The sequence below is a fragment of the Cytobacillus sp. MT66 genome (assembly GCF_058792595.1).
Genome location: NZ_JBXAFB010000003.1, coordinates 374,838 through 399,522, shown reverse-complemented (window position 1 = coordinate 399,522; position 24,685 = coordinate 374,838). Strand labels below are relative to the sequence as shown.

General features: G+C 38.1%; 30 protein-coding genes. 25 read left to right on the top strand and 5 right to left on the bottom strand.

Annotation, left to right across the window (positions count from 1 at the left end; translation table 11 throughout):
• The 3 genes from ctaF (at position 1) to AC1Q59_RS07905 (ending at position 1,995) form a co-directional block, all read left to right on the top strand.
• On the top strand, positions 1–336 hold the full coding sequence (gene ctaF, locus AC1Q59_RS07915) for a cytochrome c oxidase subunit IVB (protein ID WP_492365249.1): 336 nt from the start codon (positions 1–3) through the stop codon (positions 334–336).
• A 170-nt stretch (positions 337–506) separates the two neighbouring features.
• Positions 507–1,406, top strand: a complete 900-nt coding sequence (ctaG, locus tag AC1Q59_RS07910) for a cytochrome c oxidase assembly factor CtaG (protein WP_492365248.1) — start codon at positions 507–509, stop codon at positions 1,404–1,406.
• 130 nt (positions 1,407–1,536) lie between these two features.
• A complete protein-coding gene (locus AC1Q59_RS07905) occupies positions 1,537–1,995 on the top strand; it encodes a DUF420 domain-containing protein (RefSeq protein ID WP_492365247.1) in 459 nt (152 codons plus the stop codon).
• A gap of 47 nt (positions 1,996–2,042) precedes the next feature.
• Here the strand turns inward: AC1Q59_RS07905 and AC1Q59_RS07900 are convergent, their stop codons facing one another.
• Positions 2,043–2,402, bottom strand: coding sequence for a YugN family protein (locus tag AC1Q59_RS07900; protein WP_492365246.1), 360 nt, complete (start codon positions 2,400–2,402; stop codon positions 2,043–2,045).
• A 162-nt stretch (positions 2,403–2,564) separates the two neighbouring features.
• Between AC1Q59_RS07900 and AC1Q59_RS07895 the strand changes: the two genes are divergently transcribed.
• Positions 2,565–3,197 (top strand): CAP domain-containing protein, encoded by a 633-nt coding sequence (locus AC1Q59_RS07895; RefSeq protein WP_492365245.1) that lies wholly within the window; start codon positions 2,565–2,567, stop codon positions 3,195–3,197.
• Positions 3,198–3,324: 127 nt separating this feature from the next.
• The gene (locus tag AC1Q59_RS07890) at positions 3,325–4,410 is read left to right on the top strand and encodes a CAP domain-containing protein (protein WP_492365244.1); all 1,086 of its coding nucleotides are present in this window, start codon (positions 3,325–3,327) and stop codon (positions 4,408–4,410) included.
• Positions 4,411–4,440: 30 nt separating this feature from the next.
• Here the strand turns inward: AC1Q59_RS07890 and AC1Q59_RS07885 are convergent, their stop codons facing one another.
• Positions 4,441–4,926: a PaaI family thioesterase gene (locus AC1Q59_RS07885; protein WP_492365243.1), complete on the bottom strand. Its 486-nt coding sequence runs from the start codon at positions 4,924–4,926 to the stop codon at positions 4,441–4,443.
• 94 nt (positions 4,927–5,020) lie between these two features.
• Between AC1Q59_RS07885 and AC1Q59_RS07880 the strand changes: the two genes are divergently transcribed.
• From AC1Q59_RS07880 to coaD, 8 genes are all read left to right on the top strand, one after another.
• Positions 5,021–5,425 (top strand): YlbD family protein, encoded by a 405-nt coding sequence (locus tag AC1Q59_RS07880; RefSeq protein WP_492365242.1) that lies wholly within the window; start codon positions 5,021–5,023, stop codon positions 5,423–5,425.
• A gap of 11 nt (positions 5,426–5,436) precedes the next feature.
• Positions 5,437–5,679 carry a YlbE-like family protein gene (locus tag AC1Q59_RS07875; protein ID WP_492365241.1) on the top strand — a complete coding sequence of 81 codons (243 nt, stop codon included), beginning with the start codon at positions 5,437–5,439 and terminating at the stop codon, positions 5,677–5,679.
• A 128-nt stretch (positions 5,680–5,807) separates the two neighbouring features.
• Positions 5,808–6,230: a hypothetical protein gene (locus AC1Q59_RS07870; RefSeq protein ID WP_492365240.1), complete on the top strand. Its 423-nt coding sequence runs from the start codon at positions 5,808–5,810 to the stop codon at positions 6,228–6,230.
• A 51-nt stretch (positions 6,231–6,281) separates the two neighbouring features.
• Positions 6,282–6,722, top strand: coding sequence for a YlbF/YmcA family competence regulator (locus tag AC1Q59_RS07865; protein ID WP_492365239.1), 441 nt, complete (start codon positions 6,282–6,284; stop codon positions 6,720–6,722).
• Positions 6,723–6,855: 133 nt separating this feature from the next.
• Entirely contained in the window at positions 6,856–7,131 is a 276-nt protein-coding gene (locus AC1Q59_RS07860; RefSeq protein WP_492365238.1) for a YlbG family protein, read from the top strand.
• Between the two features lie 84 nt (positions 7,132–7,215).
• Complete coding sequence (locus AC1Q59_RS07855) at positions 7,216–8,616, top strand: stalk domain-containing protein (protein ID WP_492365237.1); 1,401 nt, start codon at positions 7,216–7,218, stop codon at positions 8,614–8,616.
• 315 nt (positions 8,617–8,931) lie between these two features.
• Positions 8,932–9,492 carry a 16S rRNA (guanine(966)-N(2))-methyltransferase RsmD gene (rsmD, locus tag AC1Q59_RS07850; protein ID WP_492365236.1) on the top strand — a complete coding sequence of 187 codons (561 nt, stop codon included), beginning with the start codon at positions 8,932–8,934 and terminating at the stop codon, positions 9,490–9,492.
• Between the two features lie 33 nt (positions 9,493–9,525).
• Complete coding sequence (gene coaD, locus AC1Q59_RS07845; RefSeq protein WP_492365235.1) at positions 9,526–10,011, top strand: pantetheine-phosphate adenylyltransferase; 486 nt, start codon at positions 9,526–9,528, stop codon at positions 10,009–10,011.
• 42 nt (positions 10,012–10,053) lie between these two features.
• Here coaD and ylbJ read toward each other — a convergent pair whose 3' ends face one another.
• Positions 10,054–11,265, bottom strand: a complete 1,212-nt coding sequence (gene ylbJ, locus AC1Q59_RS07840; RefSeq protein WP_492365234.1) for a sporulation integral membrane protein YlbJ — start codon at positions 11,263–11,265, stop codon at positions 10,054–10,056.
• A 264-nt stretch (positions 11,266–11,529) separates the two neighbouring features.
• On the opposite strand from ylbJ, the gene AC1Q59_RS07835 reads away from it, so the two are divergent.
• Together AC1Q59_RS07835 and AC1Q59_RS07830 are read left to right on the top strand one after the other, a co-directional pair.
• Positions 11,530–12,315 (top strand): patatin-like phospholipase family protein, encoded by a 786-nt coding sequence (locus AC1Q59_RS07835; RefSeq protein WP_492365233.1) that lies wholly within the window; start codon positions 11,530–11,532, stop codon positions 12,313–12,315.
• A 4-nt stretch (positions 12,316–12,319) separates the two neighbouring features.
• Positions 12,320–13,336 carry a SepM family pheromone-processing serine protease gene (locus AC1Q59_RS07830; RefSeq protein WP_492365232.1) on the top strand — a complete coding sequence of 339 codons (1,017 nt, stop codon included), beginning with the start codon at positions 12,320–12,322 and terminating at the stop codon, positions 13,334–13,336.
• Between the two features lie 19 nt (positions 13,337–13,355).
• Here the strand turns inward: AC1Q59_RS07830 and AC1Q59_RS07825 are convergent, their stop codons facing one another.
• A complete protein-coding gene (locus AC1Q59_RS07825; RefSeq protein ID WP_492365231.1) occupies positions 13,356–14,585 on the bottom strand; it encodes a nucleotidyltransferase in 1,230 nt (409 codons plus the stop codon).
• 265 nt (positions 14,586–14,850) lie between these two features.
• Here AC1Q59_RS07825 and AC1Q59_RS07820 point away from each other — a divergent pair, with 265 nt between their 5' ends.
• The 4 genes from AC1Q59_RS07820 to AC1Q59_RS07805 all read left to right on the top strand — a co-directional run bounded on the left by AC1Q59_RS07820 (position 14,851) and on the right by AC1Q59_RS07805 (position 17,173).
• A complete protein-coding gene (locus AC1Q59_RS07820; protein ID WP_492365230.1) occupies positions 14,851–15,375 on the top strand; it encodes a YceD family protein in 525 nt (174 codons plus the stop codon).
• Positions 15,376–15,450: 75 nt separating this feature from the next.
• Complete coding sequence (rpmF, locus tag AC1Q59_RS07815; protein WP_492365229.1) at positions 15,451–15,624, top strand: 50S ribosomal protein L32; 174 nt, start codon at positions 15,451–15,453, stop codon at positions 15,622–15,624.
• Between the two features lie 83 nt (positions 15,625–15,707).
• Positions 15,708–16,463, top strand: a complete 756-nt coding sequence (locus AC1Q59_RS07810; protein ID WP_492365228.1) for an enoyl-CoA hydratase/isomerase family protein — start codon at positions 15,708–15,710, stop codon at positions 16,461–16,463.
• A 116-nt stretch (positions 16,464–16,579) separates the two neighbouring features.
• Positions 16,580–17,173, top strand: a complete 594-nt coding sequence (locus AC1Q59_RS07805; protein WP_492365227.1) for an RsfA family transcriptional regulator — start codon at positions 16,580–16,582, stop codon at positions 17,171–17,173.
• A gap of 41 nt (positions 17,174–17,214) precedes the next feature.
• Here AC1Q59_RS07805 and AC1Q59_RS07800 read toward each other — a convergent pair whose 3' ends face one another.
• On the bottom strand, positions 17,215–17,703 hold the full coding sequence (locus tag AC1Q59_RS07800; RefSeq protein WP_492365226.1) for an N-acetyltransferase: 489 nt from the start codon (positions 17,701–17,703) through the stop codon (positions 17,215–17,217).
• Between the two features lie 318 nt (positions 17,704–18,021).
• Between AC1Q59_RS07800 and AC1Q59_RS07795 the strand changes: the two genes are divergently transcribed.
• The 6 genes from AC1Q59_RS07795 (at position 18,022) to bshC (ending at position 24,386) form a co-directional block, all read left to right on the top strand.
• On the top strand, positions 18,022–19,365 hold the full coding sequence (locus AC1Q59_RS07795) for an acetyl-CoA carboxylase biotin carboxylase subunit (RefSeq protein ID WP_492365225.1): 1,344 nt from the start codon (positions 18,022–18,024) through the stop codon (positions 19,363–19,365).
• Positions 19,366–19,376: 11 nt separating this feature from the next.
• The gene (locus tag AC1Q59_RS07790) at positions 19,377–19,589 is read left to right on the top strand and encodes a biotin/lipoyl-containing protein (protein ID WP_492365224.1); all 213 of its coding nucleotides are present in this window, start codon (positions 19,377–19,379) and stop codon (positions 19,587–19,589) included.
• A 34-nt stretch (positions 19,590–19,623) separates the two neighbouring features.
• Positions 19,624–21,165, top strand: coding sequence for an acyl-CoA carboxylase subunit beta (locus AC1Q59_RS07785; protein ID WP_492365223.1), 1,542 nt, complete (start codon positions 19,624–19,626; stop codon positions 21,163–21,165).
• A 159-nt stretch (positions 21,166–21,324) separates the two neighbouring features.
• Positions 21,325–22,227, top strand: a complete 903-nt coding sequence (locus AC1Q59_RS07780) for a 2-dehydropantoate 2-reductase (protein ID WP_492365222.1) — start codon at positions 21,325–21,327, stop codon at positions 22,225–22,227.
• Position 22,228: 1 nt separating this feature from the next.
• Positions 22,229–22,618 (top strand): DUF3397 domain-containing protein, encoded by a 390-nt coding sequence (locus tag AC1Q59_RS07775; protein WP_492365221.1) that lies wholly within the window; start codon positions 22,229–22,231, stop codon positions 22,616–22,618.
• Positions 22,619–22,751: 133 nt separating this feature from the next.
• Complete coding sequence (bshC, locus tag AC1Q59_RS07770) at positions 22,752–24,386, top strand: bacillithiol biosynthesis cysteine-adding enzyme BshC (RefSeq protein WP_492365220.1); 1,635 nt, start codon at positions 22,752–22,754, stop codon at positions 24,384–24,386.
• Positions 24,387–24,685: the final 299 nt, after the last annotated feature.

Genomic DNA, 24,685 nt, shown 5'->3' with positions numbered 1-24,685 from the left:
ATGACAAATGAACAATTAAACTCAGGTAACCCTAAAGCAGACATTGAATATCGCAGAAAGAAAAATGCCGAGGAAATGAGACATCAGATTATCTCATTTGCCCTAATGATTTTCCTAACGCTTATTGCTTTTGTGGCCGTAGGTTATGAGGGTTTCTCTGGCTGGTTTGTAGTCCCGTTTATTTTAATTCTTGCTTGTGTTCAAGTAATCTTTCAGCTTTATTATTTCATGCACATGGCAAACGAGGGACATGAAGCACCAAAAATGTTTATGTTCTCTGGGATGTTAGTTGCTTTTCTTACTGTGTTAACTTATATGACAATTGTTTGGTGGTAATAAGAGGAAATCGGCTTTTAGCCGGTTTCTTTTTATGTAGTCGGAATAATGATAATATTCTTGAAGTTTTCTGCACGAAACACTTTGTGTTAAGATAAATGTAGGTTTTATCATTATTCTATTTGACTTTGTACATTCATTTTCGTCAATTAATAAGGGGTGATTATGCAGTGGCATTAAAAATATTTGGTTTTCGTGCATTATGGAGCCCATATTTCCTTGTCTTTACAGCCTTAGTCTTGATTGCTTATTTTCTTATTACCGTAAAATACAGAAAAAAGTTTCCGCAAAGCGAACCATTAACCAAATTGCAGGGATTTAATTTTACGTTTGGTATTCTCCTCTTATACATTATAAAAGGATCTCCGATTGATTTGATGGGTCATCTTATGTTTTATGCACATATGATCCAGATGGCTTTCCTTTGCCTGGTTATTCCTCAATTTATTATAGTGGGAATACCACAATGGATTTGGAGAGCTCTTTTAAAGAAATCATCCATTAAAGCTGTGTTCAATCTTTTTACGAATCCAATTGTTGCATTGCTTTTATTTAATGGTGTTTTTTCCGTCTATCATCTTCCCATCATATTTGATTTAGTTAAAACCAATATTTGGTCGCATGCAATATATACAAGTGTATTATTTATTCTAGCAATTTTCTTCTGGTGGCCATTATTGAATCCTTTAAAAGATGAAAAAGGGTTAAATGGCTTGAAGAAAATAGCCTATATTTTTGCAGGAAGTGCTTTGTTATTGCCAGCCTGCGGTTTGCTCATTTTTACAGACAGACCTGTTTACGCTACCTATTCAGATCCGGAATTATGGGCAAAATCATTGGAGCTCTGTGTACCTCAATCGACATTAGCAGGATTAACCCTAAGCGGTCCGGAAATGTTCAGTCCATTCACATTAGCTGCTGACCAGCAATTTGGCGGTATTGTCATGAAGATCATTCAAGAGATCGTGTATGCGATTGTGCTTGCCAAGGCATTCTTCGAATGGTATAGAAAAGAGCAGGAATTAGAACCAGATATGAATGAAAGGCTAAATCCACAGCCAATCGAGTAAGAAATAACTGGCTTTCTCATAAGAATGATTCATTTAATTTTTTATGGGAAAGTCTTTATTTTTGTTTTGGATATTTTATGTACATATATAATGGGGATTATATAAAAAGATATCTGTAGAGGGAGATAGTATGTTACCAATTTTACCGACTATAAGCACAACCTTTATTGTTTTAAGTGCCATAACCGTTGCCATCGGATGGCGGCAAATTTCTCAGAGGAAAATTGAATCCCATAAAAAGACAATGATGCTTGCGGGTGTGTTCGCCCTTGTTTTCTTTGTTATTTATGCGAGCAGGACGGTGTTTTTAGGAAATACCGCATTTGGGGGACCAGATGAATATAAGATTTATTATACGGTTTTCTTAGTCTTCCATATTACTCTTGCTACAATCGGCGCTGTTTTTGGTGTTGTCAGTCTGACTACAGGTTTTAAAAACAATCTAAAGATACATAAGAAACTCGGCCCAATTACTAGCATTATCTGGTTTTTCTCAGCTCTTACCGGTTTAGTTGTCTATCTTCTTTTATATGTTTTTTTTCATGGCGGGGAGACAACTTCGCTTATAAAGGCTATTTTAGGTTTTTAAAATGATAAAAAGGACGCATATAATTGCGTCCTTTTTGTGTATAAACATTATTTAGCAAATTTCTCTAATTCACTATTAATGTCATTTAAGATTTTTTCACATTGGCTAACTAGAGATTTAGGGAAGACCTCGTCTTCGCCAAATTCTACACCATGCGGATAATAATACTTGCCAAGAGCAGGTGTCATAAGCTGAATGACAGCTTTCATAGTATCTACATCGCCTGCAACAGATTGGCCGAAGACACGTAAATAATAAGTACCTTCTTTTATTACAATTTTTTTGTCGTATGTAACTCTTTCATAATCCCATTGTCCTGCACGAATTAAACCATGTGATTCCATTACTTCATCTAATTGAACAATGGCAACTTTCTTTTGTTCGATCCCCGTATTTTTAAATTGCATTTCTGTCCCTCCTATTACAGTCAATCACTGCGAACACAGCAATAATGATATCACAAACTGACTCCAAATCTATAATAGATGAAAAACGTTTAATATGCAACGGATACATAAAAAACAGTCATAATTCTAAACCTATCTATGAGATGGAGGGGCTGCTCTTATATGAAAAAGTTGTGTTTAAATATAATTTGCCTAACACTTTTCTTTTCCTTTGCCAAAGGTGTGTTTGCCGATACAGTATACATAGTTAAGGAAGGTGACACTCTGTGGGAAATTGCACTTGAAAATCATATAAATATAAAGATGGTTATTAAAAGAAATCCACAGCTTAAAAACCCGAATATGATCTTCCCAGGACAAAAAATTTATCTTCCAAATGGCACAAAAGGCAGTAATGACGAAAAATCCTTATCTAATGAAGAGAATAAATTGCTTACCCTAACCAATTCATTAAGAAGGGATTCCGGCTTGCCGCCATTAAAATCTGATCACTTGCTGTCGAAAGCAGCATTTTTAAAATCAACGGATATGATGAAAAGAGAATACATCTCACACTATTCACCTTCTTATGGGAATCCAGAAAGTATGCTGAAAGCTCAAAACATTACCTTTATCCATGTTAAAGAAAATATTGGAGCCGGACACATAACAGCAGAAGAAATATTTGCTTCCTGGAAAAACTCTTCTGCTAATTTAGCCAACATCTTAGACAGAAAAGCCACACACATAGGAATCGGCCATGCCAAAGGTGGTCTGCATGGCCACTATTGGACGATTATTATTATCCAACGATAAAAACACCCCAGGGTGTTTTTATTTGTTTAAATGTAAATATGTTGTAAAGTAAAATTAGAATTTTCAGTTCTTGTATGATAATGAATGTTATTGATGTTATACTATTATTATAAAATATACAGAAAATATGAAAGGAGGCAGACTTCTGCGCAGTATTATTCGAATATTAATCATCATATCCATTTTACTTGCTGTAGGGTTTTATTTTAATATTGGCCCAAAAAAAAATGATGACATATTAGTTAATGAGACGAACATTGAATCCACAAATGAACATACCTTTGATGAATCCGAGTCTTTCGACATGCCATACATTAAGCCCCCGAAAGAAGGGCTTATTAGCTTAATTGGCAAAAGTAAAAATGAAATCATCAAGCTTTTTGGTGAGCCTGAAAGGAAAGACCCTTCTTTATATGGATTCGATTGGTGGATTTATCCAATAAATTATTATAATTATACCCAGATAGGGATAAAAGGAAATAAAGTTGTTACCATCTATGCAACTGGGAGTGATGTGCAGATTCCTCCTTTTCAAATAGGCCAATCCATATCAGATCTATATTCATTAACGATCTTCGAGCCTGCAATAAGCATTAATTATCAAGATAGCTCCTATCAGTTTGAACTTTCAGAGGATGATTTAAATACTCGGCCGCTTGTCCGTATCGGTGACTTTTTTGCTCAGCTGTATTTCGACAAATTTAATGGTACATTATCAGGCATTCGCCTATTAGATACGGAGACATTGATTAATCAGCATCCATATGAAATGGTTTATCGAGGTGAAGAGCCTGCAGAAGCTGCCGTTGAACCTATCTTTGAGGAGCAAGTTGAAAGAAGCATTGAGAAACAAATATTTGAAATAACAAATGTTTTTCGGGTTAATAATGACTTACAGCCATTAGAATGGGATGAAAAAGCCTCAGATGCTGCTTTTGCTCACAGCAAGGATATGTATGAAAGCGGGGATTTTTCTCATACTTCTAAGGAATTTGGAGAATTAGCCGATCGGCTAGACGCAGCAGAGGTTGTTTATGAGGCTGCAGGCGAGAATATTGCAGCCAATTATACTGATGCCCCCGCTGTTGTAGAGGGATGGCTCAATAGCAAGGGACACCGGGAGAGTCTGTTAAGCGATGAATTTACCCACTTAGGGGTTGGAGTATACAAAAAGCATTATACGCAAAGTTTCATTGAAAAGTCGAAGGAATAAAAAGGGAGCTTGTATGAGGTACAAGCTCTTTTATTTTTTCGAAACGATAAAGAAGCTTCCGGTAGCTTGGGCAATCTTTTTTCCATCAGACCTAATAACATCTGCTGAAAGAACCATGGTTTTAGCACCTTTATGATCAATTCTGGCAGCACATTTAATATAGTCTCCTTTTCCGACAGAAAGGTAATGGATATTTAATTGTGTTGTCACAGCACTTTGGTCTTTAGGAAGCATCATGTTAGCCAGTGTTCCCATAGCTGAATCAATTAATGTCGCTGTGATTCCCCCGTGCAGAATTCCTAATGGATTGTCCAAAAGCGGGCTTAATGGAATCGTCATTTCGCACAAACCTTCTGTAACTGTCTGCTCCATCTGAAATATTCCCCCCAGATAGGAATTGTTTTCATGATTCTGCTTTTTTTGCATACCCTGTAATATCCCTTTTAATACATCTAAATCTTCCTGTGATGCATCATTTATATAATCATGAAATAAGTCTCTTAATTCTTTGTTCATTGGAATCCTCCTTATTAACTAATATTAAATCACCTTTTTTAATATCAATCATAAAATAATCTAGGCACTTTATTGGACTGGGGTGAGATATGCTATGGCACAGAAAAAACTTCATCCATCTGTTGAACAGTTTAAACAATTTGTAAAGGAAAATCCAAAAATTCTTCAGGAGGTACGCTCGGGAAGAAGTACACTGCAGGAATTATATGAGGAATGGTATCTGCTTGGCGCGGAAGACTCTAAGTGGGATCCTTATAAAGAAACAGAAGGGAACCAATCAGCAGCTGAAGCAACGAAACAAGATTGGATGACCAATTTGTTAGGGACTGTCAAAAAAATGGATGTAAATCAATTGCAGGGCGTTATGCAGAATTTAAGCACGGCTCTCGGGGCTGTTCAAGGTGTCGTTTCACAATTTCAGAGCGGTACAGGCGGGACGGGTTCCACTAGCCAAAGCAGCCAAAAACCATCCAATCCATTTTCTTTTAGAAAAGATTAGGGGGAATGGATATGAGAAAAGATATAATCAGCTATATTAGGCAAAATAGGGAGCTGGGGAGATTTATTAGAGAACAGCCTCAATGGTACAGAAGGCTCTCGAGAAATCCGCATGAATTAGAGGCATTTGAAATTGCCGCACTAAATTATTTTCAAAAAACCATTCCGCATAGAGTAGAAAAATTTTCATCTGGGGTACAAATGGCATCCATGATGATGAGCATGTTTCAGGCGATGAATAATGCACAATCATAATAGAAATAATGCGGAATAAAGCTTTCCCAAAGATAGCGGGAAAGCTTTATTATTTTTAACAGAGTAAAAACATACACCTTTGCAAACAATACGTACATAAGAAGTCTTCTTAAGAGGAGGAATCACCATTGAAAGGTCTTATTTATATATCTGTTTTCTGTACAAGTTTGTTTTTAATGGGTTTTCAAAACAATATGGAAAATTCAGCTCAACTAGATATTCTGCCTGTTATTGACTTGAGCCCAATGGAAGATGTTCCTGTTACAGCTAAAAACGAAGAAAAGCATGATCCCTTTTTTGTAAAGCATAAGGTTAACGGGAAAGAAGTCTTCATTGAGTGTATTGTCCAAGGAGTAACATTCCGCGATAATGGGGCTAATAAAGGAAAAATTCTTTTGTATGTTGATGGTGTCAAAAAAGAAGAAATATCCTCAGCAGCTTTCATTGTAAGAGGTCTGCCATCCGGCACCCATCAATTAAAATTAGAGGTGGTTCAAGCGGATGACTCACAGCTTCAAATGACAAAAGAATTTTACGTAACAATCCCATAACTTTTGATTTTCCGTTTTTCATGGTAAAATTGAAGTGGAGGTGGGCTCCAGATGATCGCTACAATCGAAAGAATGGAAATCCTCGACACAGCCGAGGAAATAGCGAAGATGATTATACATTCAAAAGAGGCGGAATACTATCGTCATTGTTTAAATAGAGTAAAGACTAATAAGGAAACGCAGCGAAAAATAAGCAGCTTTGTCCGTATGAAGGAGCAATATGAAGAGGTTCAGCGTTTCGGTAAATATCATCCAGATTATAAAGCGGTAATGAAATCAATCCGTGAACTGAAAAGAGAAATGGATCTGGATGAACGTGTCGCTGAATTTAGAAGGGCAGAAACAAGTCTTCAAAGTATTTTGGATGAGGTAAGCCTGTTAATTGGAAGATCTGTTTCTGATCAAATCAAGGTTCCTACAGGAAATCCCTTTTTTGACAGTTCCAGCCATTCGGGTGGATGCGGTACTGGCGGAAGCTGCGGATGTTCGTAAACGGCATGATTTTCATGCCGTTTTTTTATGTAATAGCATCTGGGATTGACCATTTTTCTATGTGCTTTTCTTATTGAAATCAGATTATTTTATGTGCTAGACTTATTTAAAAGTACTTTGAAGGGGAAATTACATGTTAGGTCAAAGACAAGGGATTATTGTCTGGCTTTATTCATTGAAACACGCAAAAATGCTAAGACGATTCGGCAATGTGCATTATGTGTCAAAAAAATTAAAATATGTTGTTTTATATTGTGATCTTGAAGAAGCAGAAGAATTAATGACGAAAATTAAATCCTTCTCATTTGTTAAAAAGGTTGAGCCTTCCTATAAACCATTTCTTAAGGAGCAGTTCGAAAATTCAAAGCCGGACAAGGCTAAAGAATATGACTATAAGATGGGGATTTGAATTTTTTTTAATGGTGAGGATGCTCCTCACCACTTTTTCTTTTCTCCGTAAACGGATTAATTTTTATGGTTAAGGAGCATATCAATGTGGAGAACAGCTTTACTCATATTTTTTTCCTTGCTAACATGCATTGGCGGCATGCTGTTTTGGCAGTGGAAAGCCTTTTCCAAACAAGATCCTATACATAATTTAGATCAAGCTGCAAAACAGGAAATCTCTGTATATTCTGATTCAGCTGGACTAACGGTTACACAAAAAGTCAGCGGCCTGGAAGAAAACAAAGAATATAGCCCAGTTGCCCCTAAGAATATAGCTGATTGGTCATGCGTCAAAGCTGATGGCAGCCTGTGTGCTGCTGATAAAAGTCATCCCAATACCTTCAGTCCTGAAAATAATGAGCTGATCTTTGTATATAAGATACCCGTGTCTGGTGATGAAGATTCTTTCTTGCTAAATGATTGGACCGTTACACTTCCTGACATAAGGTTTTCCTCATCTTCTATTGAAATTATTGATGAAGCAAGGAGAGAGGGGATATGGGCAGCTGGAGCGGCTTTGGATGGTTTTGAAGAAATGAATATCATTGATTATTATTACTTTACAGCAACAGGGGGCACACCTTCGCTTTATTGGCAGTCATCCCCGTTGTCTAGTTCAATCTATAATGGCGTAATGGTCTATTCAAATAAGGAAACAAAGGTTTCACTTCCCGAAGAATTAGACAATCAGGAGCTTCCATTTGCTGCATTGATAATGACTGATTTGCATAAAGAGGCTGAGGGGGAAGGAATTCTTATAGTCCCTAATGGTCTTACAGACATAGAATATAAGCAAAAAGTAGTGAGAAGTTTCTTTATGAACAAGTTTAAAAGCCTTCATGAAGGGAAAAAAATTTTCGCTGAGGTGTTTACCTCACTGATAATGAATCTTCCAGCCCAAAGCGAGAAAGCAATAGCGATGGTTCAGGATTTAAAAAGCAGATTAACAGAAGATCAAATTGCTGCTCTAACCGAGCGTGTAAAAACGATGGAAAATATTACTGCAGGCAAGCTGGACAACTCCTTAAGCGAAACTGCCGGCTTTTTGACCAGGTTTTTTTCCTTAAATAGTGAAAACGCTGACCATGTTCCACTATATTTCTTTGACCACCGCAAATTAGTGCTTGATGGAAAGGAACATGATCAAATTGAGCTCATGATAGAAAATGGGAAAAGGCTTTATCCGTTTATAGAGACCATGAAGGGTCTAGGATATAGTATTGAAAAGCTTTCGGATCAGGAGTCGCTTCTCGTAAAAAAAGGGAAAAGCAGCTACCGGTTCTTCTTGGATCGAAATATCTTTATCTATAATGAAGAGGATTATGGTCTAATAGAAAGGCCATTAGTCTTGTTTAACGGAAAAATCTATATGGAGGAAAAATGGATTAAATCACTCTTTCATCTTTCTGTTGATGAAGGTGAAAAAACAGTGACGCTTTCGATCTAATCCTTAAAAAAGAAAAAACCCTGCAGTTTCCTGCAGGGTCCTTCTATATCCTAATATTAGGATAGAAGGCAAAGGGAGAGGAGAAACCGGAGGAAGAACTTATGGGGAAACGTAAGTCTTCTCCGCGGTTGGCAACAACATCCTCGAATAGATGCTGTTACTTACATTATTTCCATATTATTAATGGTTATACACCAAATCGGATTATTTTTTCTAAGGGGCAGGTATACCAACATTTGGGTGGCGACATGTAATGAATTATGATAGGATAGGAGGGAAAAATGATAATACCGTAAAAAAAACAGTGGTGATTACATGCGAGTTGTTTCAGGAAAGAAAAAAGGAAAATTTTTAAAGGCAGTACCCGGAAATTCAACAAGACCGACAACGGATAAGGTAAAGGAAGCCATTTTTAATATAGTAGGTCCTTATTTTGACGGCGGTCTAGGACTGGATTTATTCGCTGGAAGCGGAGGTCTTGGTATCGAAGCTTTAAGCAGGGGACTTGAGAAAGTTATTTTTGTGGACAAGGATGCAAAGGCGATTCAGACTATTCGGGATAATGTGAAAATATGTGATCTCGAAGATCGGTCCGAGATTTATCGAAATGATGCTGAAAAGGCTTTAAAGGCTGTATTAAAAAGAGAGCTTTCTTTTCACTTTATTTTTTTAGATCCTCCTTACAAAAAACAGCAGCTTGTTAAGTTGCTGGCGTTTATTGATGAGCATCATTTGCTTACATCCAGCGGGACCATTGTTTGTGAACATGGCTCAGAGCTTGAGCTTCCCGATGAAATTGGAAATCTGGTGATACGCAAATATGAGAAATACGGTATTATAGGCATAACTATCTATGAGACAGCAGATAAACATTAACAATACATAAAATTTTGCAAAAGGGGGATGAAAATGGGAGGAATTGCGGTTTGCCCTGGAAGCTTTGATCCGATTACTTATGGGCATCTTGATATTATTACAAGGGGTGCAAAGGTTTTTAATCAGGTATACGTTGCAGTATTAAACAATTCGTCAAAGAAACCTCTTTTTTCAGTTGAAGAAAGAATACAATTAATTCGCGATGTAACAAAGGACATCCCGAATGTAAAGGTGGATTCATTCCAAGGGCTTCTTGTTAATTATGCTGAAAGTGTGAAGGCAAGTGCTATTATTCGCGGTCTTCGAGCCGTTTCTGATTTTGAATATGAAATGCAAATGACATCCATGAATAGAGTGCTGGATGATAAGATTGAAACCTTTTTTGTCATGACAAAAAACCAATATTCCTTTTTAAGCTCCAGTATTGTCAAGGACGTGGCTAAATACGATGGAAATGTTTCCGAGCTTGTTCCGCCTCTTGTTGAAGCGGCCTTAAAGGATAAATTCCGTAATCAATAAATAACGAAGAAGCAAAGGGATCTTAATGTCCCTTTGCTCTTTTTATTTAGCTATTCTTCGTGCCAGTATAAGGGTATAGAGAGCCAGAGCAAATATCGTTATCAATGGCCCAATTTGCGTCATGGTTATATACCAATCATGGATCCATGAACCTTCTCCGAAGAAAGAAACTGGAATTGCATTGGAAGGTTCTTCAGTGTTATAGAATTTTTCATACACAGTATTCCAAAGGATGCCAGCATATAAGGCAGCAAAAAAGCCGTGAAAGATTCTTGCGATGAAAAAAGGTTTAAAGTTAATATCGGTCTGGGCAAGAATGCTTGCCACCTGTGCTTGTACACTAAGCCCGCTAAAACCTAATATGAAGCTGGTAATGATAGCCTGCTGCATAATCGTGGCTTCTTGTACTTGGCTTGTCATCTGGCTTCCCAGCGTCAATTCAAACATTCCAGCGATAAATGGGATGCTCAGTTCCCCGGGCAGGCCAAATAAGGTCAGGATGAAAGCTACAGCTTTTGCCAGTACGGCCGTGATCCCTAGGTGGAAGAGGAGTTTATTAACAACTGAAAAAAGAATGATAAATCCGCCAATCATTAAAAGCGTGCGTATTGAGGACATAACTGCGTCTCCCAGCAGCTTGCCTAACGGCCGATTATCATTGATCCGTGTTTGGTGTAGGGTGGAAAATGCCAGCCGTAATGAAGGTTTTCTCTTACCCTTCTTTTGAGATTTCTCTTCTTTTACACCATAAAATCTCATCATAAGGCCAACAGTAATATTTCCAAGATAATGGGCAAGTGCAAGGATGATGCCCAGCTTTGCATTATTGAAAAATCCTACAGAGACGGCACCAAATATAAATAAAGGATTTGAGCAATTCGTAAAGGTAACAAGTCTTTCAGCTTCGGTTTTTGTGATTTGCCCTTCCTCTCTGAGTCTTGCCGTGAATTTTGCGCCTGCAGGGAAACCAGATGCCATCCCCATTGCCCAAACAAAACCGCCGACACCTGGAACTCTAAATAAAGGCCTCATCAAAGGCTCAAGAAGGACTCCGATAAATTTAACAACTCCAAATCCAATGAGCATTTCTGCAACAATAAAAAAGGGCAGCAAGGACGGGAAGACAATTTCCCACCACATATTCAGTCCTCTAATTGAGGCATCTACCGATTCCTGCGGAAATGAAATTAATGCTGCAGCCATCATCGTTACGGATATTGCAAGAACAACTGTTTTTAATTTTGAACGAAACACGGGCAAAGCCTCCCCCAAAAGCTTAGACTATCTCCAAGATGATTAATAGGAATGAAAGTGATAAAATGGAAAAAGAAGCTAACTGACTTGTCCTCTCTAAATCAATATACGTATAGAACGAAAAAATAGACCATAAGATTGAACATAGGATGCATAAGCACCTGATCTTTTGCAGCTCCCTTTATTTCAGCAATAAGGAATCATTGTTCGACTTTGAAAAATTGTCCAGCGCTAGCGCGTTTCTAATGGAAAGGGGAAATGTATTTGCATCGGCCGACAGTTGGGTTAGCACTAGGTTCAGGCGGAGCAAGGGGCTTTGCTCATTTGGGCGCTATTAAGGTGCTGAAAGAGGAAGGGATCCCGATTGATTTGATTGCCGGCAGCAGCATGGGTGCATTGATTGGCTGTTTTTATGCGGCTGGCCTTGATATCAATTATCTTTACAAAATTTCTAGGGTATTTAAAAGGAAGTATTATTTAGATTTTACCGTACCGAAAATGGGGTTTATTGCTGGAAATCGTATTAAACAAATGATTAAAATTTTTACACATGGCAAGAATTTAGAACAGCTGAATATTCCAGTTGGTGTTGTCGCTACCGATCTTATGACAGGGGAAAAAGTTGTGTTTAAAAATGGCCCCATTTCAGATGCAGTACGGGCAAGTATTTCAATCCCTGGCATCTTTGTACCCGAAAAGGTTAATGGCCGGCTGTTAGTGGATGGTGGAGTAGTAGACCGAGTCCCAGTATCTGTTGTAAAAGAGATGGGTGCAGATATAGTTATTGCTGTTGATGTCTCGCAGGTCAAAACAAGCAATGAAGTAACATCGATTTATGATGTTATTATTCAAAGTTTAGATATCATGCAGATGGAGCTGGTTGCCTATCGTGAAATTGCCTCTGATTTTATGATTAAACCAAGTGTGGAAATGTTTAGTTCAAAAGCTTTTACTAATAATGAAGAAATTATCCGCATTGGTGAAGAAGAAACAAAAAAGCATATACCAAAAATTAAAAGTGCATTGGAACAGTGGAAGGAGCCTTTTTAGTATAATGAAAAGAAAATATTTTCTTCGCTCCTTTGTTATTGCAGTTATTTTTTTTATTATAAGTTCGTTCTATCTTTTACCTTTTTACGTCTCAAAGCCTGGTCTAGCTAAAGAGCTGGAGCCAATTATCCAAGTGGAAGACGGCTATGATGAAAAGGGATCTTTTATGCTGACAACGATTAGGATGGGAAGGGCAAATATTTATACCTATGCATTAGCAAAGATGAGCAAATATCAAGAAATTCATCCAATTGAAGCGATTCGCAGAGAGAATGAAACAGATGAGGAATATAATGTCCGTCAGCTTCATTTAATGGCAGGATCAAAGCTTAATGCGATCGAAACAGCCTATAAAAAAGCAAATATCCCGATCCATTACCGATACAATGGTGTATTTGTGCTAAATGTTTTGCCTGAAATGCCTGCAGATGGAAAGCTTCTGCCTGGAGACCGAATCTTTAAGGCAGACCAGAATGAATTTGAGTCATCGGAACAATTTATTCAATATGTGTCAGGAAAAAAAGCGGGAAGCAAAATTACCTTTACCATTGAAAGAGAGAACAAGATTAGCGATGTTGAAATTCCGATAGAAATTTTGCCTGAGACAGGAAAACCTGGAATCGGCATTGGGCTTGTTGATGATAAGGAAATTGAGGTTCAGCCAGCTGTTTCTATTGACAGCCAGGAAATTGGCGGACCTTCAGCAGGTTTAATGTTTTCACTTGAAATTTACAATCAATTGGTCGAGGAAGACTTAACCAAGGGGTACGAAATTGCAGGTACTGGCACAATTGATTCAAATGGCATTGTCGGACGAATTGGCGGGATTGAACAGAAAATTGTTGCGGCAGACAAAGCAGGTGCAGAAATCTTTTTTGCACCAAATGAAGGCGGGGCGGCAGATTCCAATTATCAGGACGCCGTTAAGACAGCTAAAGATATTAAATCTAAAATGAAAATTGTTCCTGTTAATACCTTTGATGATGCAATCAAATACTTACACAGCTTAGAAAAAAAATAGCGGACCAATCCGCTATTTTTTATTTAAGCTCTGAAGTTTTTAACATAATTGGAGGCTGGGTGAATTCCATTTTAAGAAGATCTTTTTGACCTTTATCTTTTAATCCCAACGCATAGATCCTTGATGCTCTAATATCTTGCAAGAGCTGCGGAAAGCTGTTTCCAGCCGTCCTTGACAGCAAAGGGAGCCCAAGGCAGTTTTTATTTTGACTTAAATATTCCCTTCCTTTTTCCGTCATTCCTAATAGCCGCAGGTAGGAAGCTTCTTCCTGATTAGTATACATCTCATCTTTTGTTGTATTAGTTAAAATATGTGCGCATGCCCGTTGAAGTCTTGTCCATGTATAGCGCTTAGTTTTCACTCTATTCATAAACTCTTCAAAGCTGTCAGATTGATTGGCAGCTGACAGGAAACGGTTTTCGAGGCCTTCCTCCATTTCGTAAATCATTTTCAATTCGTCTGGAGCCGTTTGAAGCAAGCGAAACTTTAAAAATGGCCAGTAGTTTTCCCATCTGTGAAAGTTTCCGTATGTATCCTTATATTTAAGCAAACCATCAAAGGTTGTTTGGGGCATATAATCTTTAATTGAATTGACACTTCCATTATCTGAAAATAAAGCTTTTCTGATACTAGTTGCGCTTGCGATTGATTCAGATGTAAAATATTTGTCATGATAGCCGGCGTTTTTTCTTGTTATTGTATAAAGCTCCATCTTGGACTTTAGCTCTTTGGCTGCTTTTACATACTGATATCCTAAAATATTGTTTGGCATCGATAAATCCACTAATTCTCTATTAGGGGAGAGATCGAGAAACGCTAAAGAAGAAGCCTTCGGATAACTATTTCCGTTAGTTAGATGCAGCTTTAGCCTTTCTTGATATCGAGGCTTATGTTCTTGCAAAAAGACAAGGGTATGAAGAAAATCATCAATATTTCCAGATTCGCTGCCGAAACAAAGACTCGTGCATCCAGCAGCATCAAGGATGGAAACGGCACCTCGGGCAAAGGTATCAGCCTGCTGAACAGCAAAGGCATAAGGAAGTTCAAAAACAATGTCCACACCAGCCTTCAAAGCCATTTCTGTACGTGTCCACTTTGATACTAGGGCTGGTTCTCCGCGCTGAAGGAAATTACCGCTCATAACGGCAATAGCAACATCAGCACCTGCAACCTCCTTAGCCGAAGCCAAATGAAACGCATGTCCGTTGTGAAAAGGATTGTATTCAACAACTACTCCAACAGAATTCATATGTGATAACTCCTTGTAAGATTTAAGTAATAGGTCGATTAAATGATATATGACTAGTTGCAGCGAAGTACTTGCAAAGGAAATCAACCTTAAACCTGAGAAAAGTTTAAAAGAGGGCATAGGTGTGAAGACTAAGATGGAGTGAAAATATTGCTTGAATATACGAAATAAGTGTTATAATGACAACATTATACTGTAAAGAAATTTTATTGACAAATAATTATAGGAAAGCTATAATTACCTTTGTTGCCTTGGGGTGATTCGTATGAAATGGACGTTAAGTCAGTTGCAAAAAAATCGAAGCAAGGAATTGCTGATCGATGAAATTGTTCAGCCTGATGAAATAAAACAGATTGATCAGACTATCAGGGATGTCTCTCCAATGAAGATAACCGGATATGCTGATATCAACTCTACTCAGGTAACCTTTCATCTTAAAATTCAGGGCTATTTAATTCTTCCTTGTTCTCGAACTTTAGTTGACGTAAAATACCCAATTGATGTTGAAACAACAGAAACTTTCCTCATAAAAGGGTTAGATTATGAAACCGATGAGGAAGTTCATCAAGTAATTGGTGATGTCATTGATCTTATGCCAGTCATTAATGAAATTCTGCTCCTGGAGATTCCAATGCAGGTATTTTGTGAAGACAGCGATGAAGAAGGTGCTCCTCAATCTGGAAAGGATTGGGAGGTTATTCAAGAAGAAGACCGCAAGGAAAGGATTGATCCTCGTCTTGCTGGACTTGCCCGCTTCTTTGATCAAGATCAGTCATCTTCCGATTCATAACTCAGAGGAAACAAGTGGAAGTATCCTATTTTTTAGGCCTTCTCTTTCTTCATTCTTTTTAAGGAGGTGTTTGACATGGCTGTACCTTTTAGAAGAACTTCTAAAACTGCGAAAAGAAAGCGTCGTACCCATTATAAATTACAGGTTCCTGGTATGGTAGAATGCCCAAATTGTGGTGAAATGAAACTTGCACACCGCGTATGTAAGGCTTGCGGAACATACAAAGGGAAAGAAGTTGTAAATAACTAATTACTTACACGATTAAAGCACAAGAACAATGTTCTTGTGCTTTTGTCGTATATAAAGAAATGGATAGTTTACCGGAGGAAATAATGAAACCTTACATAATGGAAGAACATGAAAATGGAGTATTGCTTTTTAGGATTAACAGAGAGGATAAAAGAAATGCTGTTAATTATGAGGTCATGGAGGGCTTAGAGAAGGCATTGGAATTAGCCTTGCAAGAGCATATAAAGGTTTTGGCTATTACTGGAACTGGAGATAAAGCATTTTGTTCTGGTGGGGATTTAACAGCCTTCCATGGCTTAAAGACAGAAGAAGAAGCCTTACAGATGCTGCAAAGGATGTATAAATTATTAATGAAATTGAATTTCCTTCCGATTCCGACGATAGCGGTCTTGAACGGTGCTGCGGTTGGAGGAGGATGCGAGCTTGCATCAGCCTGTGATTATAGAATTGCAGCCCCTCATGCAAGGGCCGGGTTTATACAGGGTACATTGGCCATAACGACTGGCTGGGGCGGAGGAACATTGATCTCGGAAAAAATATTACCCTCAGCTGCAATGAAAATGCTAATGGAAGCATCACTGTTTAATGCTGATCAATTAAAAGAACTCGGATTTATTGATGCTATTTTTGATGGGAGTCCTCTTCAGGGGTGCCAGGAATTTTTAAGACATGCACTGAATATTGAGGCAAATGTTCTAAAGGCGTATAAAAAGATTCTGATCCAAAAGTGGGTTCATTCAGGCCTCGAAAAGAGAGCAGAAGAGGAAATCCGGCGCTGTGCTGTATTATGGGAGGATGAAGCTCATCACAAACAAGTGGAAAAGTTCTTAAAAAAATAAATTCAATCTTTCTTTGATAAAGTTTATTGCCAATATTAAGTAAATAATGAGGATATCAGTCTATCTTTTCTAGCAGACGCATATGTATAAATAAAAACACTAGGAGGGATAGTCTGATGTCTTCTACCCGACAGGATGCTTGGACTCATGAGGAAGATTTGCTTCTTGCAGAAATTGTGCTTCGCCAAATTAGAGAAGGAGGCACACAGCTGCAGGCATTCGAAATAGTAGGAAAGCAGCTATCAAGGACAGCAGCTGCTTGCGGTTTTCGCTGGAATTCCTATGTAAGAAAACAATATAAGCAAGGCATTGAGCTTGCAAAAAAACAGCGGAAAAATAGAAAGCTTGGCCAGCAGCAGGATGAGGATTTGCCAAATGAAGAGCTTCATGCAAGTGAAAGTCCTTCCGCAGAAGCGGTACAGGAAAGGCAAGAAATAGAATTTGATGAAATGGTCCAGATTTTAAAAACCCTTTATGATAAAGCAGAAAAGTCTGGCGTGCAAAGTGAAGATATAAAAACTTATGAAGAAAAAATCCAAACCCTTGAAAAGCAGCTGTACTATCTGGCTGCGGAAAATGAAAAATTAGTGAATGAATTAAATGCAATAGAAAAGGATTATAAATCACTGATAGAAATCATGGAAAGAGCAAGGAAAATGGTGGGATTAAAAGACAGCGAAGGTGATCAAAAGGTGAAAAGCGGACAATAATTGTCCGCTTTTCGTTAGTATTTATCATGTATGAATCTTATTTAAGCAGATGGTTCTTCGATAGTTTGTTCTTCAGGAGATCCTGGAGTCCAAACTAAAGGATTGGTTCCTAAATCCCTTTCCATGTCATATTGAACAGGGGTAAAGCCCATTTTAATCCAAAAATCCTGTGACTTCACTCTAGGGTTTGTTTTAATAGGAAGTCCATATGTCTTTGCGTAGTTTACAAGAGCGGATCCATACCCTTTATTTTGATATTCAGGGATAACCTCAAGCTTCCAAAGTTCTAAATAATCCTGTGGCGGCTGAAAATATCTGTCGAATTTCTTTTCTACACGGTATAGACTCATTCTAGCTACTAGCTTGTCTCCAAAATAAATTCCGTAGAACGGAGATTTAATATCGTTTTCAATGATATTTGCTTCTAAGTCTTCAAGCATAGATAATTCTTGTAATCCATACTCTTTAAACTTTTTGAATTCCTCTAAAGTTTTATAGTTTATTACTAGTTTTTCAACTTTATAAGACATGGTAATCCTCCTTTTCATTGCTTAGAATAATTTGAATTATATTTATTACAAAACTTTTTGAGACTATATTTATCCTTAATTATATAATAAAAAAACAAAAAATTGTGGATTAAAAAGAAAAACATTATTACTGAAGGATCCAAGATTGTTTTGCGATCATCAAGCGAAAGATCAATGCAAAATAAAAAGTTGAAAGCGGTTAATTTTTTTAAAGGAAATAAACAGAAGATTGTAGAAATATATATGCTAAAGGGAGCTGTTGGATTGAAATCCAGATGGCTCTTTGCTTGCTCAGCGAGTCTATAGGGAGGTTTGGGAGTGCGAAAAATATTAATTGCAAATAGGGGAGAAATTGCATTAAGAATTATAAGGTCGTGCCACGAAATGGGTATAGAAACCGTTGCAGTTTACTCTGATGCAGATAAAGATATGCCTTTTGTTAAAAAAGCAACATACGCCTTTAATATCGGAGAGGCTCCTGTCAATAAATCCTATTTAAATATCGAAGTAATCATTGAAATAGCAAAGAGAGAAGATGTTGATGGCATTCATCCTGGCTATGGTTTTCTTTCAGAAAATGCAAATTTTGCAAGGGCTGTAAAGGATGCAGGCATTACCTTCATTGGCCCTGACCCAGATACGATTGAATTAATGGGCGATAAAATTGTCTCCAGAAAAACCATGATTAATGCAGGTGTACCTGTTGTGCCCGGAAGTGAAGCGGGGACTTCAACACTTGAGGAAGCAAGCCGCATGGCAAAGGCCATGGGCTATCCCGTTATGCTAAAAGCAAGCGGAGGCGGCGGGGGAATTGGAATGGTTCGATGCGAAGATGAGCAAGCGCTCGCCAAATCATTTGCTTCAACCAAAGCCCGTGCCAAAGCCTACTTTGGTTCAGAGGAAGTATTTGTTGAAAAATTTATTGAAAATGCAAGACATATAGAAGTGCAGGTGTTTGGCGATCATCATGGAAACATTGTCCACTTATTCGAACGTGACTGTTCCATTCAGCGCAGACACCAAAAAGTAGTGGAAGAGTCTCCTTCACCATTTTTATCTGAAGAAGCAAAGGATAAAATGTTTGAAACTGCTATTAAGGCAGCCTGTGCCGTCAATTACAAGAATGCCGGCACCATTGAATTCATTGTTGATGAACAAGAAAATTTTTATTTCCTTGAAATGAACACAAGACTTCAGGTTGAGCATCCGGTTACTGAACAGATTACCGGTCTCGATCTTGTTAAATGGCAAATCCATGTTGCCCGAGGCGAGAAACTTCCGCTGCTGCAGAATAGTATTTTGCGCTCTGGACATGCGATTGAATTTCGTTTATATGCTGAAGATCCAAAGAGCTTTTTGCCTTCACCGGGTAAAATTGAAGAATTTACATGGAATAGCTTTCAAGGGGTTCGGGTTGACTCAGGATATGAATCAAATACAAATGTCACCCCTTACTATGATCCGATGATTGCAAAGTGCATTATCCATGGACAAACAAGAGAAGAAGCCTTAACGAGGGCCGGTGTATTCTTTAATGAACTTAAGCTTGGCGGCATTAAAACAAATGCCCCTCTATTTCAAGAAATACTAAAGGATGAAGATTTTCATAGAGGCGATTATTCAACCAATTTTCTAAATAAAAAGACGTTTACGCTAAATTAGGAGGAATTTCGATGAAGGAAATTACATCAACAATGGCTGGGACAGTTTTAAATGTTTTGGTTGCTTCTGGTGATGAAATCACTGCAGGACAAGAAGTCTGCATATTGGAATCAATGAAAATGGAAATTCCTGTTGAAAGCCCGCATGAAGGAAAAGCTGCTGAAATAAAAGTAAGTATTGGGGATTTCGTCAATGAGGGAGATGTGCTGATCGTTCTGGAATAGGCCAAGGGACTAACTATTTGTTAGGGGGAGAAGAATGACAACTGTTCATACCTTAGTTGAAAAATTGAAGGAAAAACACCTTGAAATTGAAGCTGGCGGGCACCCGAAATACCATGAGAAGCTAGAAAGCCAAAATAAACTATTCGTCAGAAAACGGCTTGAACTTCTGTTTGATCAGGGAGTCTATGAAGAAGACGGAAAATTTGCCAATTGTGCTCAAAAGGATCTTCCTGCAGATGGAGTTGTCACTGCGATTGGAAAGGTAAATGGCCAGACTGTATGTGTGATGGCCAATGATTCAACGGTTAAAGCGGGTTCATGGGGAGCCAGAACAGTTGAGAAAATCATCCGCATTCAGGAAACCGCTGAAAAGCTAAAAGTTCCTCTATTATATTTAGTTGATTCTGCAGGAGCCAGAATTACAGATCAGCTGGAGATGTTTCCAAACAGACGCGGAGCTGGGAGGATTTTTTATAACCAGGTGAAGCTATCAGGGATGATTCCGCAAATCTGCCTGCTGTTCGGTCCATCTGCTGCCGGAGGTGCCTATATTCCTGCGTTTTGCGATATCGTTATCATGGTTGACAAAAACGCTTCTATGTATCTAGGCTCACCGCGAATGGCTGAAAAAGTAATTGGTGAAAAGGTAACGCTTGAAGAAATGGGCGGAGCACGGATGCACTGCACGATTAGCGGCTGCGGAGATATTCTTGCTTTTAGCGAAGAGGAAGCCATAGAGTCGGCTAAACAATATCTTACATATTTTCCGCAAAGCTTTAAGGAATTACCGAAAAAATATGAACAGATTGCTCCTAAAGCAGGCCGTGCTTTGGAAGAAATTATTCCTAAGAATCAGAATGCACCGTTTGATATGTATGAATGTATCGACTCCATCATTGATGAGGGAAGCTTCTTTGAGATTAAGAAGTTATTTGCCGGGGAATTAATTACCGGACTTGCCCGAATTGGTGGAAGAACCATCGGAATTATTGCCAATCAGCCGAGAGTAAAAGGCGGCGTTTTATTTGTAGATTCGGCCGACAAGGGGGCAAAGTTCATTCAGCTTTGCGATGCCTTCCACATTCCTTTATTATTTCTTGCCGATGTACCAGGCTTTATGATAGGAACGAAAGTTGAAAGAGCAGGAATTATTAGGCATGGTGCAAAATTAATAGCAGCCATGAGCTCTGCCACCGTTCCGAAAATCTCAGTGGTTGTCAGAAAAGCATATGGAGCTGGGCTTTATGCTATGGCTGGCCCGGCGTTTGAACCGGATTGCTGCATTGCTCTGCCAACAGCACAAATTGCTGTAATGGGCCCGGAAGCGGCTGTTAATGCTGTGTATTCTAATAAAATTAATGAAATAGATGATCCAAAGGAAAGAATCGCTTTTGTACAGGAGAAACAAAAAGAATACAGCGAACATATCGATATTTATAAACTTGCATCAGAGATGATTGTAGACGATATTGTTTCACCAAATGATTTAAGAGATGCTCTCATTCAAAGGTATGATCTCTATGAAACAAAGGAAATGACCTTTAGCGTCCGTAAACACCCAGTTTATCCTGTATAAAAGCATCAGCAGACTCCCTTCTTCGAATATGAGGAAGGGAGTTTTTTCCTTAAATGAGACTTTCTTAACAATTATTCTCATTTTTCTGTTAAAATATGACTAAAAAATAAAAGCGTAAGCGCCTTGGGGTGGCGCTAAAGCTGGATAAAAGAGGTAAATATGAATATTGCAATGATTGGCGGAGGATCTATTGGTCTACTATTCGGCTATTATTTAAGTGAATTTCACAATGTGAATTTCTATGTCCGCACACACGAACAAGCAGAAAAAATCATGAATTCCGGCCTTTTTTTGCAAAAAGGAAAAGAGATGGAAGTTATTCAGGCAAAGGCCTATATCCTTCCTGAGTGGAGCGGGGATGAAGATTTATCTATTGTGGCTGTTAAACAGTATCATATGCCTGCAGTAATAAACATACTTAAAAATAACGCTCCTGAGTATTCAGGCTCATTCATATTTTTGCAAAATGGCATGGGTCATTTGCAATGGCTAAATCAGCTAAAAGCTGATAATGTTTATGTGGGCTCTGTCGAACATGGAGCCTATAGGACGGATGCCAATATTGTTAGACAAACTGGATTGGGAAAAACAAAGCTAGCTTTATTTAAAGGAAGCAGCTTATCTGCTGCAATGGAAATGGCTAAACCTCTGACTCATTTCCCTTTTTCCTTCGAAGATGATTATTATGAAATGCTACTGAATAAGCTTGTAGTTAATTCGGTTGTTAACCCCTTAACAGCCATATTGAGAATTCCTAATGGCGAACTCCTGGCGAATCCATTTTATCATTCGTTTATGAAGGACTATTTTTCTGAGATCAGTGCGTGTTTGGATTTGAGAAATAAGGAAAAATCCTTTGCTAATGTTGAAGAAGTGTGCAAAAAAACAGCGGAAAACCGTTCATCCATGCTTAAGGATATAGAAGAGAACAGGCAAACCGAAATAGATGCTATTTTGGGATTTGTCCTTGAAAAGGCAAAGGAAAACAAGAAAGATGCTCCATTGACTGCGGGTTTTTATCAGCTGATAAAGGGAAAGGAGTATAAGGGGGGAGAAGAATAAGTTGAGTTCCATCATATCTTTTATCATTGCAACATTTGTAACCATACCTATTCTAGGGTATCTGCTAGTCTTTATTGTCAGTAAGCAGATTACTAAGCAGCACAAAAAGTCTGTCCATTTGGCTTTAGATGTAACAACATTACTATGTGTCATATCTGTTCATTATTTAATTTTGACGATATGGGACCAATCCTTCCTATGGATTATCATTTTATCTATGCTGATTCTAGCGATGATTTTTATTCTTATCCACTGGAAAGTAAAGCATGAAATCAATATTTCACGTGTATTCCGCGGCTACTGGCGGTTTAACTTTTTATTGTTTTTTACTGCCTATCTTGTTCTAACCATTATTGGGTTAATTCAAAGCGTCAATCAGTTCATTGCATGATCAGACAAGAGCAAGTTTTTTTCTTTTCATTCAAGACAATGCTATACTCATATGGTGGAATGGATTATTTATATTCTATAAACCAATGACAAAGTGAAAAGAAAAAATGCTTAAAAAGAAAGGAAGTACTTAAATGGAGATTGTTAATCTCTCCTTGCCGGCAACAAACCGGTTTGCAACAGAATATCTGAAACAATCATCTGATATACTGTCATCCTTTCATTACCGTTATAACGGTATTGATGAATATAAGGAAAGATTGAAGGAATTGATGAACCGCACGTTTTTGAGAAATGAATTGGCGAACCATATTGAGCATTATATGGAGCCATTTACAAAATCAGAAGCAGTGAAGGCATCCATTGAAAAGCTAAGACTCAGTAATAGTACAGTCGTTATCGGAGGTCAGCAGGCAGGTTTGCTGACGGGTCCGTTATATTCCATACATAAGGTGATTTCAATTATTGCCCTTGCCAAGGAAAAGGAAAAAGAATTGAATTCACCAGTGGTCCCTGTTTTCTGGATCGCTGGGGAAGACCATGATTATCAGGAAGTCAATCATGTGTATGCACAAAGAGGCAATACTATTGAAAAAATGACTTATCCGGAAAAAGTACATGATAAAAGAATGGTTTCTGATATAGGGATAAATAAAGAAATATGCCTAAAATGGGCCAATGACGTCATCGAAACCTTCGGAGAAACAGCATTCACCAATGAACTGCTGGGAAAAATGGAAGAGATCATCGGCAAATCCGCAAGCTTTGTTGATTTTTTTGCCCATTTAATCATGTATTTTTTCGAAGACACCGGTCTTTTACTGATTGATTCAGGTGATGAAAAGGTACGTAAACTGGAAAAAGAATTTTTTATTAAGCAAATACAGCACGCCCAGGAAATAACCAAACTTGTTATTGGCCAGCAGGCTGATTTGAAGAACAAAGGCTTTATGAATGCCATTGAGATAAGCAGTCAGGCTGCAAATCTTTTTTACTATGATAAAGAGAACTTTGAAAGAATACTTCTCGAATTTGATAAAGAAAAGAACGTGTTTATCGGTAAAGATGGCAGCCTCGAATTTACTGTCGAAGAAATGATTGAGATTGCAAGCGAATATCCTGAAAAGCTGAGCAACAATGTTGTTACAAGACCTATGATGCAAGAATGGCTTTTCCCGACATTAGCATTCATTGCTGGACCAGGTGAGATTGCCTATTGGGCAGAGCTTAAAGCCGCCTTTGAATTATTCGGGCTTAAAATGCCGCCTATTATGCCTCGTCTCAATATCACATTATTGGAGCGTTCTGTTGAAACAGATTTAAATGAGCTTGGACTTGATTTATATGAAACCTTAACAGTGGGGACGGAAAAGCGAAAAAGGGAATTCATTAAATCGTTAAAGGATGAAAAGCTTGAAAACCTTTTTGATGGCGCAAAAAGGGATCTCCTAAAAAATTACGGTGAGATTAAAGAATACCTTGAGCAGACTGACATAGGCTTACTGCCATTGATTAAAAAGAACGAGGATATCCTCATCAAACAATTAATGTTCATGGAGCAAAAATTAGACAAAGCAGCCCAGCTGAAACATGAAGTGGTTATTAATAAATTTGAGAGAGTGGAAAACGCCCTCTGGCCAGCAGGGTCCCCGCAGGAAAGAATGCTTAATGGCCTATACTATGCCAATCATTACGGAAAAGATTTCTTCAAAGATCTTCTCGACGAAACCTTTAACTTTGATGGAACGCATAAGGTCATTAAGATTTAGATTTAAAAATAGTGTTAATTGATTGGAGCGGAAGGCACGTAGACTCCTTAGGGATCAGCGTTGAAGTGAGACCCCGCAGAAGCGTAAACGACGAGGAGGCTCACAAAACGCCCCTAGGAAAGCGAAGTGCTTGGAACGGATATCTGAAATTTCATAGGGAAATATTTTTCATTCACATATCTACAAAAAGAGACTTAATCCATTAAGGATTGAGTCTCTTTTTTGTTGAACAAAAGAGATGAGCCATACATTATGCGGTCATTTGTTGAGAAAGAACGAACGAAAAAATTCCGCATCAA